Source organism: Kitasatospora sp. NPDC002551, assembly GCF_040296005.1.
In the GTDB taxonomy this organism is placed as follows: domain Bacteria; phylum Actinomycetota; class Actinomycetes; order Streptomycetales; family Streptomycetaceae; genus Kitasatospora.
This window is the reverse complement of sequence record NZ_JBEOWI010000069.1, coordinates 1-18,146: the sequence shown is the minus strand read 5'-3', so window position 1 is coordinate 18,146 and position 18,146 is coordinate 1. Positions and strand designations below refer to the sequence as shown.

The window sequence follows — 18,146 nt, the reverse complement described above, 5'->3', positions numbered from 1 at the left end:
CGGTGGAGCGGTGGTGGAGCGGCGGTCAGGCGGCCGTGGCGCGCAGGGTCCAGGTCTGGGCGCGGGTGAGCCGGGCGAGTTCGGTCACGTCGAGGTCCGGCCGGTGCATCCAGCGCCGGACCCGGCGGGTGAAGTGCTCGGCCATCTCCTCGCCGACCTCGGGCAGCGGGGCCACGGCCGGCAGGACGACCCGCGCGGGCAACTCCCGGAGCGCCTCGGCACCCCCGGTCCCGGCGAGGTCGAGCAGACCGCGGTGGAGGGTCGCGGGCGCGACCGCGACGCCCCCGGGGCCCCGGACCGAGGCCGGCAGGGCGCCGGTGGCGGCCACCTCCCGGCAGAGCTCGGCGGCGAGGCCGAGCACGGTGTCCCGGTCGGCCTCGCACCGGCCCCCGGCGGGTATCCCCCCGGCCGGGCGCGCGACCGGCCCGTGGACCTCCCCGGGCGGACCGCCCGATCCGGGGTCCCGGCCGAGGACCGCTCCGCACATCGCGTGCAGCAGCTGGGCGGGCGAGGCGGTGCGCGAGGTGGTGCGGATGCCCGGTTCGGCCGCGGCCGCCCGCAGCTCCGCCGCGAACCAGTCGCCGCGCGGCGCGGGGGTGCGCAGCCGCTCTTCCACGAGGTCCCCGAACCCGACGATCTCGGCGCCGGGGCGGGCCCGGACGGCGTCGACCAGCCGCCCGAGGTTGTCCAGCATGGTCCGGGTCTCCTCGGCCGGTCGGGCGGCCGGCTCGGCGAGCGGCGCGCCGGGGGCGGGGTTGCGTCCGGCCGCGTAGTTCAAGCCGTCCCAGAACTCCCGGTTGACGAACATCGTCGGATGGCCGATGTACAGGTGGAGCACGCCGTCCGCGGACCGCGCCGCCCGGTCGACGAGTTCCGGGACCCGCGCGAGCAGCTCGGCGAACCGGGCCGGGTCGGGCAGGACGTCCTCGACCGGCCCGACGGCCTCGGAGCGGGCGAAGCAGAGCGCGCCCGCGTACCAGTGCGGATTGTGGCCGCCGCCGGTGCGGCTGAACGAGTGCAGGTGGGCGGGGATGTCCAGGGCGGCGAGCGCGGCCGGGAGCTGGGGGCCCCAGGACGTGCCGGGGCCCGCGAAGCCGCACAGCCGCCGGCCCGTCAGCTCGCGGACGAGCTCGGCGCCGGAGCGCTCCCTGGCGACGACCTCCGCCACGCCGTCCGCCCAGTCCCGGCGCTCCAGGTACTCGGCCACCGTCGGGTGGGTCGAGTGGTGGTTCGTGTGGTAGCCGACGTCGTGGGCGCGCAGCGCCTCGAAGACGTCCGGCCGGCCCCGGCGCACCAGGGCGCGGGCCTTGTCGCCGGTGACGAAGAAGGCCGCCCGGGCGCCGCGTTCGCGCAGCAGGCCGGCCACCCGGACCACGGCGTCGTCGCTGCGCGCGGTGACCGGGTCCTCCACGTCGAAGGTCAGGAACACCCGGACGCTACGCGGCACGGTGGCCCTCCCGGCCCTCGGCGGGCTGCCACAGGCCGTGCATGCGCAGGACGGAGACGGCGTCGCGCACGCTCGAACGGCCCTGGGGGGACTCGATCTCCAGCGCGCAGCGCCCGGTGTACCCGCCGTCCGCCAGGACCGCGGCCAGCTCGCGCAGGGGCATCGCGGCGAGCGGGGTGTCCGGGCCGCCCTTGAGGTGCACCTGGCCCACCAGTGGCAGCAGGTCCCGCAGGTCGGTCAGCGGGTCGGCGCCCGCGTAGAGGCAGTTGCCGATGTCGAAGAACAGCCGCGCGCGGGGGTCGTCCACCGTCGCCACCAGCTCGGCGGCGTCGCGCGGGAGCGCCCCGCCGACGAACTCGGCCGCGATCAGCGTGCCGTGCTCCGCGGTGGCGGCCAGCACGTCGGCGAAGGCCTTGGCGTAGACCTCGGCGCGCGCCGGCTCCTCCGGCTTGACGCGGACCGGGACGAGCACCAGGTCGCAGCCGAGACCGGCCGCGAGCACGGCGGTGGCGGCGATCCGGCGCACCGCCTCCGGGCGGACCGGCTCGGGCAGGTCGGGCAGCCGGACGAACTCCGCGACGACGGCGGAGGCGATGGGCAGGCCGTGCCGGGCGGAGAGCTCGCGGAAGAGCTCCACCTGCTCGGCGGCTTCGGCGCTGTGCAGCGGGACTTCCGCGAAGTCGAGTCCCAGCCGCCGGAATTCGGCGAACTTCTGGTCCTGGGTGTAGGCGTCGGTGATGGTGTCGGTACCGGCTCCGAGCAGCACGTCGGTCTCCTCCTGTGCGTGCGGGTGCGCCGGCGCACCGGGTGCGTCGGCCGCGACGGGATCGGGAGTGGAGCGGGGCGGAACGGGGGTGGGACGGAGAGGGTGGGGCGGGGCGGGATCGGGGGCCGGGCGCCGCGCGGTCGGCGCCCGGCCGGGTGGTCGTCGGACGGAGCGGTCAGGACAGGCTCGGGACCTCGGCGCCGAGCAGCTCGTCGACCCGCACCGGCAGGCCGCTCTGCGCGGACTGCTGGTGGGCGAGGGTCGTGGCCAGGGTCCGGACCGCCTCCTCGTAGGGGGCCAGCACCAGTTCCGGGCGGCCGTCCCGGACGGCCCGGACGAACGCCCGGTCCTGGGCCGCCATCGAGTCGTCCGTGAACTCCCGCTCCTCGCGGCCCTCGGCGGTGACGACCTCCACGGTCCGCGACTCGCCCTCGTGGCCGAGCACGGACACCGTCAGGCCGTCGGCGATGATGTGGATGCCACGGGCGAACGCGGGGTTGCCGTGGCCCGACACCATGTTCGTCACGAGACTGCCCACCGCGCCGTTGGTATAGGTCAGGCTGGCCGCCGCGGTGTCGAAGATCTCCGACTCGGCGCGGGTCGCGATCCGCCGGCCGCCGGAGACGTAGACGGTGGAGATGTCGGAGACCAGCAGCCGCAGCAGGTCCACCTGGTGCGTGGCCATCTCCACCACCTGGCCGCCGGAGCGGTCCTGGTGGCGGTACCAGTCCCGGCCCGGCAGCTTGGTGAAGCGGTGGGCGAGCGTCATCGCGACGGTCCGGCCGTCCAGCCGGGACCGCACGTACGGGACGATGTCCGCGTAACGGCTCTGGTAGCCGGCCGCCCCGATCAGGCCGCGGTCGCGCAGCGCCCGGGAGATCGCGGTGGCCGTCCGGAGGTCCAGGGCCACCGGCTTCTCGACGAGGAAGGGCACCCCCGCCTCGATCGCGGCGAACTCCACCTCCCCGTGGACGAAGGGCGGCAGGCACAGGAACACCGCGTCCAGCCGCTCCTGCTGGAAGAACCGGAAGGGGTCGGTGTGCACCGGGAGCCCGGCGAACGCCGTCAGCACCCGCTCGGGGACCGCGCCGCGCAGCGCCTCCAGGACGCTGCGGCGGGTCGCCTCGGCGGCCTGCGGGGCGGTGTCGCAGAGCGCCACCACCTCGGCCTCCGGGTCGGCCAGCACCCGCTTGAGGTGCTGCTTGGCGATGTAGCCGACGCCGACGAATCCAATGCGAACTGCCACGGGGGGAACCTTTCGTTCGTGAGTCGGGTGGGTCGGACCGCGTTCGTGGTCGGGGGGTTCGTGGTCGGGGGGTTCGGGGCCGGGCCGGATCCAGGTCCGGGCCGGGTCCCGGGCAGTGTCCGGAGCCGCGTTCGGAGCCGGGTCACAGCCCGGTGTCGCGCCAGTCCAGGAGCACGCCGATGGCGCCGCTGTCCGGTCCGGCGAGGAGCTTGTACGCGGACTGCGCGTCGGCCGCCGGGAAGGTGTGGGTGACCAGGTCGTCGACCTTCAGCCGCCCCTGGCCGACCAGCCGGAAGAACAGGTCGACGTTCTCCGCGAAGGTGCCGCGGACGTGCCGGACCCGCGGGGCCCGCGGGATGTCGCTGTCGTGCACCCCGATCAGCGACTGCGCCCGGCGGAGCACGGAGCCCCCCAGCGTCTGGCGGCCCGGCCACGCGGTGTCGCCGACCAGCACGAGGGTGCCGCCCTCCCTGGTCAGGGCGGACAGGCCGGCCAGCGCCTCGGGCGCGCCGGTCACGTCGTACGCGACGCCGACGCCCTCGCCGCCGGTGAGTTCCGCGATCGGCTCGACCGCGGCCGCCACCCCGCCGCCGACCACCGCGGTCGCGCCGTGCCGCCGCGCCGCGGCGAGCCGGGAGCCGCCCCGGGCCACGGCGTACAGCTCGGCCGCGCCCGCGACGGCCGCGTACTGCAGCACGAGCTGGCCCAGCGGCCCGAGGCCGGCCACCGCGACCGGTTCGCCGAACAGCGGGCCGGTCCTGCGCACGGCGTGCTGGGCGATGGCCGACAGCGCGAACCAGGCCGCCGTCCCGTCGGGAATCCCGTCCGGCACCGGATAGACCGACTGCTCCGAGACGACCGTGAGGCTCTGGTGCGAGCGGCGCAGCACGACGCGGTCGCCCGGCCGGCGGTCGGCGACGGTCGGGCCGACCTCCAGCACCTCGCCGACCGCGCTGTAGCCGGGGGCGAAGGGGTAACGCACCCAGGCGGACCAGTGCGAGGGCTTCTCGAACTCCCCCAGGAAGCAGTTCCGTTCGGTGCCGGGGCTGACCAGCGTCGTCCGGGTGCGGACCAGCAGCTGGTCGTCCGAGAGCTCCGGCAGCACCTCGCGGCGCAGGTCCACGCGTCCGGGCTCGGTGATCAGTACGCGGGTGCTGTGCATCGTGCGATCAGTCCTTCCAGGGTTCGACGACGGGTACCAGGCATTCGGTGAGACGGGCCGTGCGCACCGCGTCGCCGATCCGGTCGAGCGGGATGCGGTGGGTGAGCAGCGGGTTGAGGTCGAGGACGCCGCGGGCCAGCAGGTCGGCGGCGGCCCGGAACACGCCGGGGCCGTAGTGGTAGCTGCCGATGTAGCGGATCCGGCGGTAGTGCAGGGCGTTGAGGTCGACCGGCAGGGTGGTGCCGGGCGGGCAGCCGCCGAAGCCGACCACCGTGCCGCCGGGCCGGACCAGGGCGAAGGCCTGCCGGTAGGTCTCGGCGCGGCCGACCGCCTCCACCACCACGTGCGGGCCCCGGCCGTCCGTCAGCGCCCGGACCCGCTGCGCCGTGCGGTCGTCGGCTTCGACCGCCCGCCCGGCGTCGGCGGCCCGGTCGACGTCGACGACGGTTGCGCCGGGCCGGCGCCCCGCGGCGCGCCGGGCCGGGTGGTTGACGGTGCACAGGACGCGCTCGGCGCCGCGCAGCAGGGCGAGCCTCACCTGGATCAGCGCGACCGGGCCGCAGCCGATGACGAGGACGCTCTGCCCGGGGCCGATGCCGGCGGTGTCGGTCGCGTCCAGGACGCAGGCGACGATCTCGGTGAGCATCGCGGCACCGGCGGACACCCCCGTCGGCACCGGCACGACGTGGTCGGTGAGCGGCGGCCGCAGGCGGACGTACTCCGCGTGCGCCCCCGGCTCGACCCGGGCCCGGGCGGTGCACAGCGCCGCCGGTCCGTGGCGGCAGGTGTCGCAGCGTCCGCAGGGCGGGTGCGGGTCGACGGTGACGCTCTGGCCGAGTGTCAGGTGCCGCACGGCGGGGCCGAGCGCGGCGATCCGGCCGGCTACCAGGGTGCCGAGGACGGCGGGCGGCGTCATCCGGGGGTGGCCGACGGTGACGGCGCGCACCAGGGCGGCGCCGAACATCGCGGCGCGGACCCGGATCACCACGTCCTCGGGCCGCTCAACGCGGGGCACCGGGAGGTGTTCCAGGGTGAGCGGCCGGCCGGGGCCGTGCCAGACGGCCGCCCGCATCAGCGCGGGCAGCGCGGCGGGGGCCGGCGCGCCGGTGACCGCCGGCCCCGTCATGCCGGGCCGCCGTCCGCCGCGGGCGCGTCGTCCGGCGCCCGGCCGTCCTCCCCCGCCGGGAGCAGCCAGGCGTGGCGCGGATCGGTCCGGAAGCACAGGTGCCGTTCGGTCCCGGCGAGCGCCCACAGGTAGTAGAAGCGGTGCCCGGCGGCGGCCACGAAGCTGTGGAAGCCCTCCCGCACGGCGACGACGTCGCCGTCCTGCACCACGGTGGCCCGGCGGTCCGCCGCCACCGAGGGGTAGTGGACGAGCAGTCCGAAGCCCGAGGGCGGGGACACCCGCACGTGGAAGGCCTCCTGCTGGTGGCTCTCGAACGGCGGGTCGTGCCGGTCGTGCTTGTGCGGCGGGTAGCTGGACCACACGCCCTCCGCGCTGAACGTCTCCCCCACCAGCAGGCCGTCCGCCGGCCGGTCCGGTCCGACGATGTCGTGCACCTCGCGCGCCCACACCCCGGTGCCGCGCCGCTCGGCGCGCACCCCATCCGGTGTGACGAGGTAGGGCTCGCGGGGGGTGCCGGCGGGCGCCGTGGCGACGGCGTAGCGGACACCGGCGGGACCGGCGGTGATCCGCCAGCGCCGGCCGGCCGGCGCGTAGAACGCGGTGGCCCGGCCGTCGAAGACGTCCGCGCGGGCGCCCAGCCCCGGCCAGTGCGGGCCGGGCCCGTCGAAGTCGACGTCGCAGCGGCCCCCGAGGAGCACCACGACGGCCTCCGCGCCGTCCTGGTGCTGCTGCGCGAAGTCGCCCGGGGCGAGTTCCCCGATCCGCAGCCCGACCGGGAGCCCGGCCGGTGGCTCCCGGTGCCCGGACGCGGGCACGGCGAGGGGTGTGCCGTCCATTCAGACGCTCCTTCCCGCGGTGGCCTCCGGGAGCACGAGCCCGGGGAGGAGACCGTCGATCGCGACCGGGCCGCCGTGGGCGGCCGATCGCGTCACCGCCTCCCCCACCGCCACGGCGTACGCGCCGTCGACGGCCGTCGCGGCCGGACCCCGCGCCCCGTACGGCCCCGGCGACGGGGGCGCGCCGCCGTCCGGCAACTCGCCGTCCAGCAGGGCGCCGTCCAGCAGGGCGCCGTCCAGCAGGGCGGCGAGCATCCGGGCGTCCGCGCCGGAGTGCGTGCCGCTCTCCCGGGGGACGGTGATGCGCCGCGGCGGCCCGTCCACCGGGCTCAGGCGCACCGTGTACCGGTCCGCGGGCCGCGCACCGCCCGCCGCCACCACCTCGTAGCGGGCCGCGAGTTCGCCGTCGGTGCCCTGCACCGTGAGGGTGTAGCCCTCCCAGGGCGAGCGGGCCGACAGCGAGTAGTGGGCGATCGCCCCTCCCCGGTAGCGGATCACCGCGGAGACGGTGTCCGCGATGTCGGCGTCCGCCGGCACCCGCCGCTCGTCGTCCCCGCGGTCCGGCCCGGGGTGGTAGTGCAGGCGGCCCGTCCAGCCCGTGACCTCCTGCGGCCGGTCGGCCAGCCACCAGTTGAGCAGGTCGAAGTGGTGGCAGCTCTTGGTGATCTGCAGGCCACCGGACGCCGCGGCCCGCCGGTGCCACCGCAGGAAGTAGCTGCGCCCGTGGTCGGGCCGAAGCCGGTAGGAGAGGTGGGCCCGGGTGGGCGTGCCGATCCGGCCCTCCGCCAGCAGGTCCCGGATGGTGCGGTGGAGGTTGAGGTAGCGCATGTTGTGCGCGACCCGCACGGTGGCGCGGGAGCGCTGCTCGGCCGCGACGACGCTCGCGGCCGAGCGCGCCGTCAGGGCCATCGGCTTCTCGGTCAGGACGTGCACCCCCGCGTCGAGGGCCGCGGCGATCTGGCCGGCGTGCGCGCAGTCCGGCGACGTGACGATCAGGACCTCGGGGCGCAGGTCGTCGAGCATCGGGCGGACGTCACCGGTCGGGTAGACCGGGACGGACCAGCGCTCGGCCACCTCCGCGAGCCGACGCGGATCGCTGTCGGCCACGCCGACCAGCGACCGGCCCGGCGAGGGGTGCGCGAACAGCGGCAGGTACGTCTTCCAGGCCCGGGTGCCCGCCCCGACCAGGGCGTAGCGGGTGCTGAGCGGTTCAGCCATGGCTGGGAACCTCCTTGGGTCGGTGGGGTTCGGGTGCCCGGTCGCGCAGCCAGCGACCGGCGCGGGCGACCCGGCGCACCCGCAGGTCCCGGTCCAGCACGACCACGTCCGCGGCCAGCCCCGGCACCAGCGCGCCGGTCCGGTCGGCCAGGCCGAGTACCCGGGCCGGTGTGGTGGCGGCCATCCGGACGGCCTCGACGAGCGGGACGTGGGCCTGCTGGACGGTGAAGCGCAGGACGTCGGCGAGGTGGCTGGTGCTGCCGCAGAACGACGCGCCGTCGTGGCCGAGCGCGACGCCGTCGGCGACGACGCCCCGGACCGCGCCCATCGCGAAGCCGCTGCCCGGGGCGAGCCCGGTGCCGGCCGAGGCGTCGGAGACGAGGCAGAGCCGGTCCGGGCCCAGGCAGCGGTGGGCGATCCGGACGAGTTCGGCGGGCAGGTGCCGGCCGTCGGCGATGAGCTCGGCGGTCAGCCCCTCCGACGCCAGGACGGTCTCCAGCAGGCCGGTGACCCGCCACGGGCCGTCCTTGGCGAGCGTCGACTGCCCGCTCCACAGGTGCGCGACGTGCCGCAGTCCGGCCGTGCGCGCCGCCGTCAGCTCCCGGCCGGTGGCGCCGCTGTGCCCGGCCGAGACGACCACGCCGCGGTCGGTGAGCGCCCCGATCAGCGCCGCCGATCCCGGCAGCTCGGGGGCCAGGGTGACCATCCGGACGAAGTCCGCCTCGGCGAGCAGCCACGGCCACGGCAGCTGCGCGGGTGTGCGCAGCGCGTCGGGCGGGTGCGCTCCCCCGAACCGCGGGTCGAGGTAGGGGCCTTCGAGGTGGGTGCCGAGCAGGCCGGAGCCGGCGGGCAGGCGGCGGCCGGCGCGCAGGGCGGCCCGAAGCGCCGGCGGCCGGTCGGTCGCCAGGGTGGCCAGCAGGCCGGTGGTGCCCGCGGCGGCGTGCGCGTCCAGGACGGTGCGCCAGGCGTCCGGGTCGGGCTCGTTGAACGTCCGGCCGAGGGCGCCGTGCACGTGGACGTCGATCAGTCCGGGCAGCACGTAGTCCCCGTCGAGGTCGACGCTCCGGTAGCCGGCCGGCGGCCGGCGGGCGGGGCCGGCGTACTCGACGGTTCCGTCCCGCAGCAGCAGGCACTCCCCCGCGCCCAGCCGGTGGGGGTGCACCACGGTGGCGTTGACGAGGGCGAGGCGCTGTTCGTGGCTCATCGCGCGGCCACCCGCCGGTAGACCCGCAGGTGGCGCTCCACGAACCGGTCCGGGTCGAAGCGGCCGGAGCGTTCGAGGCTGGCCTTCGCCAGGTCGCGGCGGCGCGCCGGGTCCTCGGCGAGCAGGCGCAGGGCCGCGGCCAGGTCGGCGGGCGAGTCCGGCGGAAAGTAGAGGGCCGCGTCGCCCGCGGTCTCGCGGTGCGGCGGGATGTCGGAGAGGAGCATCGGCAGGCCGGCCGCCAGGCCCTCCAGGATCGAGATGGGCATGCCCTCGAAGCGGCTGGCGGAGACGAACGCCCCGGACGACCCGAGGAGCGGCAGCACCAGGTCGCGGCGCCACACCTGGCCGTACCAGTCGACGGCGTCGGCGATGCCCGACTCCCGGGCCTGCTGGAACAGCTCGGCCATCTGCGGGCCGTCGCCGATGACCCGCAGGCGTACGTCGGTGCCCGCGCGGCGGGCCCGCGCCACTCCGGCGAGCACCGCCGCCTGGTTCTTGTGCGGGTGGAGTCCGGCGAGGCTGACCACGGTGAGGTCGGCTCCGGCGGCCGGCGGCTCGGCCCCGGGCCGGTCCAGCCGGATGGCGTTGGGCACCACCTCGACCCGCTCCGCCGGCAGGCCGACCTGGGTGGCGCAGAACTCCCGGACCGCCTCCGAGACCGCGAGCACCTGGTCGGCACGGGTGTTGACGTAGCGGTCGACGCGGTTGCGCAGCCAGGTCCGCTTGTGGGTGTAGACGCTGTGGTACGTCACCACGGTCGGGCGGCCGCGCAGCGCGAGCCGTACCAGGGGGTGGATCCGGCCGTCCCCGAAGTGGACGTGGACCACGTGGTCCCGGGTCAGCCGTGCCACCCCGGCGAGGCGGCGGCGCGCCGGCCCGGCGAGCGAGACGACCTCGACCCTGGGGTCGAGCTCGGTCATCAGCGCGTTGCGCCGGGCGACCGCGAGCGCGACCACGCGGACGGGGACGCCGCGGGCCACCAGGTCGTTGGCGAGGGCGGTCACCACGCGTTCCAGCCCGCCCACGGTGAAGTAGCGGACCAGGAGGCAGACCCGCAGGCCGTCGGGGACGCCGTCGGCGGGCGGTTCGCCGGCGGGCTCGGTCACGGGGGCGGTGGCGGGCTCGGCGGGGGTGGCGGGGGTGGCGGGCTCGGCGGGGGTGGCGGGCTCGGTGGCGCTCATGAGGCACCGCCGAACAGCAGCTCCGGGTAGCGGCGGGCGCCGCCGAGCAGGTGCCCGGCCTTGGGGGCGAGCGGTTCCCGCAGCGCCTCGGCCAGGACGGGCCCGGCGTCTCCGGCGAGGACCTCGGCGAGCCCGCAGGCGCGGACCAGGCCGCGGGCGGCGAGCAGTCCGGCGTGGATCCGCTGTTCCGGTTCCCTGAGCTGCCGGGGGATCACCACGGCGTTGCAGCCGACCGCGAGCACCTCGCTGAGCATGTTCGCCCCGGCGGCACCGACGAACAGGTCGGCGGCGGCCATCCAGGTGGTCATCGCCGGTTCGTAGCCGACGATCTCCAGCCACGGGAGGTCGGCCGCGCGGGCCCGCAGCGCGGCGGCGTCGGCCGCCTCCAGGTACGGTCCGGTCACCAGCCGGACCCGGTCGAACTCCGGCCGCAGCGCGGTGAAGGCGTCGATCAACGCCGTCCAGAGTCCGATCGCGCCCTGACCCCCGCCCATGCTGGCGACGACCAGGCGCTCGGCGTCCTCGACACCGAGTTCCGCCCGCGCGGTGTCGCGTCCCGCCTGAAACTCGTCGACCAGGTAGCCGGTGTAGTGGATCCGCTCGCGCAGCCGGCGCGGCACCCGGTAGTGGTCCTCCAGGCGGAACACCTCGGGGTGGGTGTGCACGTGGATCGCGTCGAAGTGCCGGTCGATCCACTGGGCGCTGTCCGGGCCGAAGTACTCGCGGTCGGTCTTCTCGGCGTCGAAGAGCACGCCCCGCAGGGTCAGCACCCGGCGCCCGCCGTCGCCGCGGGTCGCGGTCAGCGCCGGGACGAGTTCGTCCTCGGCGCCCTTGGGCAGGTGGTTCACCAGCAGGACGTCGGGGGCGTAGTGGCGCAGGTAGACCTCGGCGAGTTCGGCGCGCAGCCGGAAGAGCGGCCCGGCGGCCAGCCCGGAGCGGCCGGAGGTCTGCCACCCGGCCGGGTCGTCGTAGTTGGTGAACGCGGGCAGTTTGACCACGTCCATGGCGGCCGGCAGCAGGTCGAGCCCGCGGTAGGCGCCGGTGAGTCCGGTGACGGACAGCGGGCGGCCACCGCCGAGCAGGCCGTGGGCGACCTTGGCGCTCTCCGCGGTGTGGCCGAGGCTCCGGCCGTTGTGCCAGTACATCGCGATCCGCATGGTCTGCCTCCTCGAATGCGTGGGAGTGCGAGCGGCCCCGGCGGCCCCGGCGGTGCGCGGCGCCGGCCCGGGGCCGGCGGCCGGAAGGGGCCGGGGCCGGCGGGGCCGGGGCGAGTCGCCGGGGGCGGGACGGGAGCGGGAAGGGGGCGCTCGGGCCCCCCGAGGGGCACCCGAGCGCGGCGCGGGCTACAGGACGGCGACGTTGCGCTCGTCGAGCCGGCCCCTGGTGTCGAAGAGCGCGGGGGTCCGGGAGGCGTCCAGGTGTTCGAGGTAGTGCGCGTGCCACTGCAGGACGATCGTGAGGTCGGCCGCGCCCATCGCACGGTCGAGGTCCTCGGCGCGGGCCACCTCCGCGCCGTCGACGGTCCAGGAGCCGATGTACGGGTCGTGGTAGGCGACGTCGGCGCCCCGCTCGCGCAGATGGCGGACGACGTCGTCGGCGGGCGACTCGCGCTGGTCGGCGACGTCGGCCTTGTAGGTGACGCCCAGGAGCAGGATCCGGGCCCCGGGGAGCCCGCCGCCGCCCTTGGCGAGCAGTTGTCCGGCGCGCCCGACCACGTACTGCGGCATGCCGTCGTTGATCTCCTGGGCCACGTCGATCAGTTGCGAGCGGCCGCCGAGCGCGCGGACCTGGAAGGAGAGGTAGCGGGGGTCGATCGGGATGCAGTGGCCGCCCACCCCGGGGCCCGGCTGGAAGGCCGCGAACCCGAACGGTTTGGTCCCGGCGCACTCGATGGCGTTCCACAGGTCGACGCCCAGCTCATGGGCGATCATGGCCATCTCGTTGACCAGGGCGATGTTGACCTGCCGGTAGGTGTTCTCCAGGATCTTGGCCATCTCGGCCTCCCTGGTGCTCTTCGCCGCGACCACCTTCATCACGAACCGGCTGTAGAACCCGATCGCCCGCTCCGTGCAGCCCGGCGTGCAACCCCCGACCACCTTCGGGGTGTTGTGCACGCCGTGCTCGGTGTTGCCCGGGTCGATGCGCTCGGGCGAGAACGCCAGCGCGAAGTCGTCGCCGACCCGCAGCCCGGACTCCTCGAGGATCGGGCGGACGATGTCGTCGGTGGTGCCCGGGAAGGTGGTGGACTCCAGGACCACCAGCATGCCCCGGCGCAGCTGCCGGGCGACCATCCGGCCGGCCCGGACCACGCTGGACAGGTCCGGCAGGCCGTCCCGGTCGAGCGGCGTCGGCACACAGACCACGACGACCCTCGGTGCGCCGAAGCCGCGTTCGTCGCAGGTGGCGGTGAAGCCCGTGGCGCGCATCGCCCGCACGTCCTCGTCGCTCACCCCGTCGACGTGCGAGGTGCCGCCGTTCAGCCGCGCGACCACCCGCGGGTCGGCGTCGAAGCCCCGTACCCGCAGCCCGGCCTGGGACGCCTCCCGGGCCAGCGGGAGCCCGACGTAGCCGAGGCCGACGACGAGCAGGTCCACCGGGTCATGCATGGCGCGGCCCTCCGTGCACCGTGGCGGCCAGCTCGCGGACGGCGTCGGCGGGCTTGCCGCCGGCCCAGGCCCGGCGTCCGACGGCCGCGCCGCCGATGCCCAGCCGGATCGCCCGGTCGAGGACGTCGGACAGCTCGGTCCCCGCGTCCGGCGCGCCGCCGGCCAGCACGATCGGAACGGAGGTGCTCTCGACGCACTGGCGGACGATGTCCGGGTCGTCGGGCAGCGCCGTCTTGACGAAGTCCCCGCCGATCTCCTCGGCGATCCGGCAGGCGTGGGCGTAGGCGCCGGGGCCGAGCCGCCGGACCGCCTCCGGCCGGGTGTACACGGTGACGAGCACGGGCAGCCCGAGGTCGTGGGCCCGCTCGGCCAGCACCGCGATGACCCGGGCGTTCTCCAGGTCCCCGGACGAGCCGAACTTGAACTCCCCGCAGACGGCGTCGGCCGCGTGGGCGGCGGCGTACTCGACGGTGTTGAGCTGGACGTGGTCCACGCCGTCGGCCAGCCGGCCGGTCAGCGCCATGATGACACCGAGCCGTTCGGCGCCGGCCACCGCGAGGCAGTGGGTCAGGCCGGGGCGGAGCATCACGGCGTCCGCGCCGCCCTGGACGGCGGCCTCGACGATGGCGGCGGGGTCCTCCAGGCCGCCGGCCGGGCCCAGGGTGATGGCGTGGTCGAGCGGGATCACCAGGGTCCTCCCGGTGACCGGGGAGAACAGGCGGCGGCGTCTGATCCGGAATCCGTCGAAGGGAAGGTCACGTCGGGCGGTCAGCGGGGTCGGGGACAAGGTCTCACAACTCCTTCCGTGATCTGCCGGTCGAGCGTCAGGGCAGCAGTTCCAGGTGCCCCGCGTATTCGCCGGTCTCCAGGTATGTCCGCATGAGGCCGAGAATTCCCCGGGCGCGCTGCGGCCCCCAGCCGAGCACCGCGGCGTTCTCCGACCCGAGGACGAAGTTCAGGATGATCAGATCGCGCATCACCAGGAATTCGTCGAACTGCGCCGCTCCGGCGGGGAGGGCGCGGACGGACCGGTAGCCCGCCAGGTAGCGTTCGGCGAAGTCCTCGTACGCGGGCCGGTCGTCCGCGCAGGTGCGCAGGACGGACGACAGCACCGTGGCCACGTCGAGCATGGGGAAGCCCCAGCCGCAGTCGTCGAAGTCGATGACGGCCGTGGAGCCGTCGTCGGTCTCCAGGAGGTTGCCCCGGTGGAGGTCCGCGTGGATCACACCCCAGTCGGCGGATCCGGGCTCCGGCAGCCGGGCGCCCACGGCCGCCGACACCTCCTGGAGGACCCGGTGCTCGTCCTCCGTCAGGCGGCCCCGCGCCGTCGCGCCGTCGAGCGCGGCTCCCTCGGTGAAGACCTCGCGGTGTCCCCAGGCCGGTCGGACGAAGCCCTCCGGCGGCCGGAACCCGGCGGCGTGCTCGTGCAGCCGGGCGGTGACCGCGCCGATGTCCCCGGCCGCGCCGGGGCGCGAGTACGGCGGCGACGCCCGCCCGGGGATCCACTCGAAGACCACCGCCGTCACCGGCTCGGGGCAGCCCGCCAGTTCCAGGCCGACGACCTTGTCGCCGGCCGGGGTCGCGACGGGCACCGGCACCGTGACCGCCTTCTCCGCGAGGAGCGCCTCCATCCAGTCGAGTTCGGAGCGCTGCTCCGCCGCGCTCCGCCCGTCGCGCACCGAGATGCGGAGCGTGTACAGGGTGCTCTCCGGGTGCCCGTGCCGGCGTCCGGCGAGCCGGTACACCGCGTTGTCCTCGTACTGCACGAGGCGCAGATCGTCGCAGCGGATGCCGTGGACCTCCGCCACGCGGGCGGCCAGCGCCCGAAGTCGGGCCCGCTGGGTGGAGCGTGACAGTTCGTAGAAGGATCGCGCCATGGGAATTCCTCGATTCGGCGGCCGGAAGCGGTTCCGACCCTCGTCGAGGGGAGTCCTCGTCGAGGGCACGGGGCGATCCGGCGCGACCGAACAGTGGTCGGGGCCGGGAAGGGGGACGACCGAGGGCGCCCGGTCTTCGCGGGGCGGGAATCTCGGGGGGGGAGGTGGAGGGACGGGCTCGGAGCGGGCCGGCACGGTCCGGGCGACACGGTGCGTGGCGCCCGGGTCACCGGGTGTATCGGACCGAGTGCCTCATCTCACCACAGCTGCGCATCGGTTGCAGCTGCGATCGGGAGGCGAGAGTGAATTCCGGCCAGCCCTCCGGCGGCGAGGCGGCCGGGTCCGCCGCACGCGAAGCGTCGCGACCGGGCGGTATCCACCGGCGCCCACCAGGGGCGAAGGGAGCCACCGGGGCCGGCACCCGTCGCGGCAGCCCGTCGGCACCGGCCAAAAGCGGCCGCGGCCGGAGCTCGGGGCCCGGGCGCCGCAGGCCGCGACGGGTGCGAGCGGCCCCGGCGCGAGCGCCCCTCGCCCCCGCGACACGCCCGGGCCCGGACCGCCGGACGGCCCGCGATCGACGGGCGGACACCCTCGGACGCGGAGCAAACGGTTCGACATGCACACGATGACCGTGCGTCACCGAACGACCGAACGGTGGACGGGGGCACCCCGCCATGCGGACGGCCGTTCGGACGGAACGCCGCCGCGAGGTGGTTCGGGTATGGCCGGTTTCCTCGCTCCCGGCCGGGCCACCATCAAATCTCCTCAACTTCCTTGTACCGCACGGTAGATGAGCCGAGCAAGGCACCTCGGACCGTTCGACGCGCCCCGAGGGCCCGAACCGCTCATCATCGCCTCTCCTTCACGTGGCCGAAGCCACCGGGGCTCGACTCGCGCGGCAGCCCGCCCCCCCCCCGGAGACACTGGTCCGTCCCGCCGGCGGCCGGCACCAGCTCGGGGACGTCGGACGAGTAGACCTTGCCCTCCAGGACGGCCACACGGAGGAGCACGCCCCGAACAGACCGGAGTACCTCAACCCGGACGGCCCGCAGGAGACGCCGAACACCGGGGCGCGGAACGTCAGCACCACGCCCGGGACGCCGAGGATCGGGTACTCGACCTTCACACGGTCCCGTTTCGTCACCAGGCCCGCCGCCATCGCCAGAGCGGTCAGCAGGCATACGCCCCCCAGCACGAAGCAGGTGAGCGACCAGGCCGTGCGCCTCTTCCGCGTCCGCATGTCGGCACCCCCTTCCGCGGGCGGTGGCGGGCGAGCATACGAACGGTGGCCGCGCAGGCAGCCCCCCGCGCCTACAGGTCCCAGCGGACGACGTCCGGTCCGCCGTGGAGATACGGCTGTTGGGCCGACCGGTGAAGGCGAGCATCGCGGCGGCGGCGCGATGGTCGGCGGCCCCCCTGGGGAAGCAGGCACTCGGCCCGCTCAACGAAGGGTCCCGATGGGCGCCGGTGCCCCGGCTGCGTCGACGTCACTCTCATGGCTGACGGCGGAGTGTGCGTCGCCGACGACGGACCGGGCGTCCGCGTCGACCAGGCGGAGCGCGCAGACGGTCCCGGCCTCGAAACGCTGCTGACACGCATGCAGTTCAAGGCGGGATCCGGTGACCGCCGCGAGGTGACGCTCGGCTTCTGCGGCGTGGGGCCATACGTCGTCAATGCCCTGTCGAGCCGTCTCACAGCCGATGTGCAGCGCGAGGGAGTCCGCTGGGTCCAGGAGTATGCGCGCGGCGTCGCGGTCACACCGCTCACCGAGGCGGGGCCGACGACCGGAAGCGGGACCACCATCACCTTCTGGCCCGACGCCGACATCTTCACTGCTTCAGAGTTCTCATTCGAGGCTCTGGCGGAGCGCTTCAGGGAACTCGCTTTCCTGAACCGGGGCTTGGAGATCTCGCTGACCGACCGGCGCCGCCCGCCCGAGCCCCCCTCGGTGCGGTTCCGGTTCCCGGGCGGGGCCCGGGACTTCGTCGCCTTCCTCGACGGACAGGCGGCGACCCCCGGCGACCTGGACATCATCGGCTTCGAGCACGAGGACGCGCAGATGGCGGGAACAGTAGAAGTGGCCCTGAGGTGGCGCGACACCGGCGAAGAGCGCGTCCAGAGCTTTGCCAACAGCCGGCCCACCGGCGGCGGCACGCACGAACGCGGCTTCCGCGACGGGGTGGCAGCGGCAGTCAACACGTATGCCCGGAAGCGCCGACTGCTGGCGGTGACGGACCCCGATCTCGATGCCGACCGGATCGGCGCCGGTCTGACGGCCGTGGTGTCAGTGAAACTGGACGATCCCGAGTTCCATGGAGCCATCCGGGACGTGCTGGGCCATGCCGTCGTGCGCGCCCGCGTGGAACACGCCGTACGGGAACACCTCGGCGGATGGCTGGAGGACCGTCCGGAGCAGGCTGCCGCCATCATCGACCGGATTGTCCACGGCGCCCTCGGGCACTGACCGGCAAGAAAGCAACACGCGCAAGCCGGCTGGAGAACGCCGCACGTCGACGGCGACCGGATGCCCCGCCGACCCGCGACCGACCATCGGGGAGACCGACCGCCCACCAAGCAGCACGCCCGCGGGCCGGCGCGGTTCACACCTGGTCGCAGCACGGTGGGTGCGTGCCGCTCCACACGGACCACGGGTGCCGCATCACCGCCGTCGTCCCCGGGCCCGGCCGGCCTCCGGTTGGCGCGGCGCGGCCTCGCGTCGTCCCGAGGGTCCGCCTCGGAGGGCAGCCGGGGCCCGGCGCCGGGTCGGGCGCGGGACGCCGCGTCATCGCGACTCGGGAACTGCCGGGGTCGGCCGTTAGCCCGGCCAGGCAGTGGTGTTCCCCCACCCGAGTAGCCGGGCGTCCACCTGAGGGCGGGGCGCGGTGGTTCGGGTACGGATCGGGCCGGCGTGGAGGAACAGCCCCCGCCGAGGAACGCGAGACCACCGAACCCCAGGAGCCGATATGGCCCGCATGAAGCCCCTCGTCCTGACCGCCGTCGCCGTCTTCGGCGTCCTGACCGCGAGCACCGCGGCCGCTGCCGATGACCGGCCCGCCGACAAGCCCGCCTCCGTCAAGCCTGTCGTCGTCCCCAAGGGCCAGGCCGCCGCCGACTCCTCGCTGCTGGCCGCGCACGACCAGGTCGTCGGCGACTGGGTCGACGTGGAGCCGGGCCAGAACGGGATCGCCGTCGTGGCCTGTCCGGCCGGCGAGGTGCCCACCGGCGGTGGCGGCCAGACCAGCGCCTTCGCGATCTTCTTCACCGACTCCTACCCGAGCGGCGAGTTCTGGGTCGTGCGCGGCACCAACACCGGCGGCGGCACCGAGTCCATCCGGGCGACCGCCGTCTGCACCACCCCCTGACCCGGAGCTGAACGGCCCGGGCCCCGCTCGGCCCGGGCCCACCGTCACGTCCGGCGGTTGGCAGGCCCGGCCCTCCCGCACGAGACCGTCGAGCAGGAACTGGGACGCGGGCTCG

15 protein-coding genes are annotated in these 18,146 nt (G+C 75.5%); 2 read left to right on the top strand and 13 right to left on the bottom strand.

Annotation, left to right across the window (positions count from 1 at the left end; genetic code table 11):
• Positions 1-25: 25 nt before the first annotated feature.
• The 13 genes from ABT093_RS35615 to ABT093_RS35555 all read right to left on the bottom strand — a co-directional run bounded on the left by ABT093_RS35615 (position 26) and on the right by ABT093_RS35555 (position 14,669).
• On the bottom strand, positions 26-1,447 hold the full coding sequence (locus ABT093_RS35615) for a polysaccharide deacetylase family protein (RefSeq protein ID WP_350571388.1): 1,422 nt from the start codon (positions 1,445-1,447) through the stop codon (positions 26-28).
• Positions 1,437-2,213, bottom strand: coding sequence for a sugar phosphate isomerase/epimerase family protein (locus ABT093_RS35610; protein WP_350571386.1), 777 nt, complete (start codon positions 2,211-2,213; stop codon positions 1,437-1,439). Before ABT093_RS35610 ends, ABT093_RS35615 begins: the two co-directional genes overlap by 11 nt.
• Before the next feature lie 175 nt (positions 2,214-2,388).
• The gene (locus ABT093_RS35605; protein WP_350571385.1) at positions 2,389-3,459 is read right to left on the bottom strand and encodes a Gfo/Idh/MocA family protein; all 1,071 of its coding nucleotides are present in this window, start codon (positions 3,457-3,459) and stop codon (positions 2,389-2,391) included.
• Between the two features lie 142 nt (positions 3,460-3,601).
• The gene (locus ABT093_RS35600; protein ID WP_350571383.1) at positions 3,602-4,621 is read right to left on the bottom strand and encodes a zinc-binding dehydrogenase; all 1,020 of its coding nucleotides are present in this window, start codon (positions 4,619-4,621) and stop codon (positions 3,602-3,604) included.
• 7 nt (positions 4,622-4,628) lie between these two features.
• Positions 4,629-5,747, bottom strand: coding sequence for a zinc-dependent alcohol dehydrogenase (locus tag ABT093_RS35595; RefSeq protein ID WP_350571381.1), 1,119 nt, complete (start codon positions 5,745-5,747; stop codon positions 4,629-4,631).
• Positions 5,744-6,583 (bottom strand): 5-deoxy-glucuronate isomerase, encoded by an 840-nt coding sequence (locus ABT093_RS35590; RefSeq protein WP_350571380.1) that lies wholly within the window; start codon positions 6,581-6,583, stop codon positions 5,744-5,746. Before ABT093_RS35590 ends, ABT093_RS35595 begins: the two co-directional genes overlap by 4 nt.
• Entirely contained in the window at positions 6,584-7,801 is a 1,218-nt protein-coding gene (locus ABT093_RS35585; protein ID WP_350571378.1) for a Gfo/Idh/MocA family protein, read from the bottom strand.
• Positions 7,794-9,005: an N-acetylglucosamine-6-phosphate deacetylase gene (locus ABT093_RS35580; protein WP_350571377.1), complete on the bottom strand. Its 1,212-nt coding sequence runs from the start codon at positions 9,003-9,005 to the stop codon at positions 7,794-7,796. Before ABT093_RS35580 ends, ABT093_RS35585 begins: the two co-directional genes overlap by 8 nt.
• Positions 9,002-10,186, bottom strand: coding sequence for a glycosyltransferase family 4 protein (locus ABT093_RS35575; RefSeq protein WP_350571376.1), 1,185 nt, complete (start codon positions 10,184-10,186; stop codon positions 9,002-9,004). Before ABT093_RS35575 ends, ABT093_RS35580 begins: the two co-directional genes overlap by 4 nt.
• Positions 10,183-11,343 carry a glycosyltransferase family protein gene (locus ABT093_RS35570; protein ID WP_350571375.1) on the bottom strand — a complete coding sequence of 387 codons (1,161 nt, stop codon included), beginning with the start codon at positions 11,341-11,343 and terminating at the stop codon, positions 10,183-10,185. Before ABT093_RS35570 ends, ABT093_RS35575 begins: the two co-directional genes overlap by 4 nt.
• A 186-nt stretch (positions 11,344-11,529) precedes the next feature.
• Positions 11,530-12,792, bottom strand: a complete 1,263-nt coding sequence (locus ABT093_RS35565) for a nucleotide sugar dehydrogenase (protein WP_350571373.1) — start codon at positions 12,790-12,792, stop codon at positions 11,530-11,532.
• Positions 12,785-13,579 carry a class I fructose-bisphosphate aldolase gene (locus ABT093_RS35560; RefSeq protein ID WP_350571372.1) on the bottom strand — a complete coding sequence of 265 codons (795 nt, stop codon included), beginning with the start codon at positions 13,577-13,579 and terminating at the stop codon, positions 12,785-12,787. The genes ABT093_RS35565 and ABT093_RS35560 overlap by 8 nt, the downstream gene beginning before the upstream one ends.
• Positions 13,580-13,616: 37 nt before the next feature.
• Positions 13,617-14,669 carry a phosphotransferase enzyme family protein gene (locus tag ABT093_RS35555; RefSeq protein WP_350571370.1) on the bottom strand — a complete coding sequence of 351 codons (1,053 nt, stop codon included), beginning with the start codon at positions 14,667-14,669 and terminating at the stop codon, positions 13,617-13,619.
• Positions 14,670-16,164: 1,495 nt separating this feature from the next.
• On the opposite strand from ABT093_RS35555, the gene ABT093_RS35550 reads away from it, so the two are divergent.
• Together ABT093_RS35550 and ABT093_RS35545 are read left to right on the top strand one after the other, a co-directional pair.
• On the top strand, positions 16,165-17,133 hold the full coding sequence (locus ABT093_RS35550; protein WP_350571368.1) for a DNA gyrase subunit B: 969 nt from the start codon (positions 16,165-16,167) through the stop codon (positions 17,131-17,133).
• Between the two features lie 499 nt (positions 17,134-17,632).
• Positions 17,633-18,031, top strand: a complete 399-nt coding sequence (locus ABT093_RS35545) for a hypothetical protein (protein ID WP_350571366.1) — start codon at positions 17,633-17,635, stop codon at positions 18,029-18,031.
• The last annotated feature ends 115 nt before the right edge of the window (positions 18,032-18,146 follow it).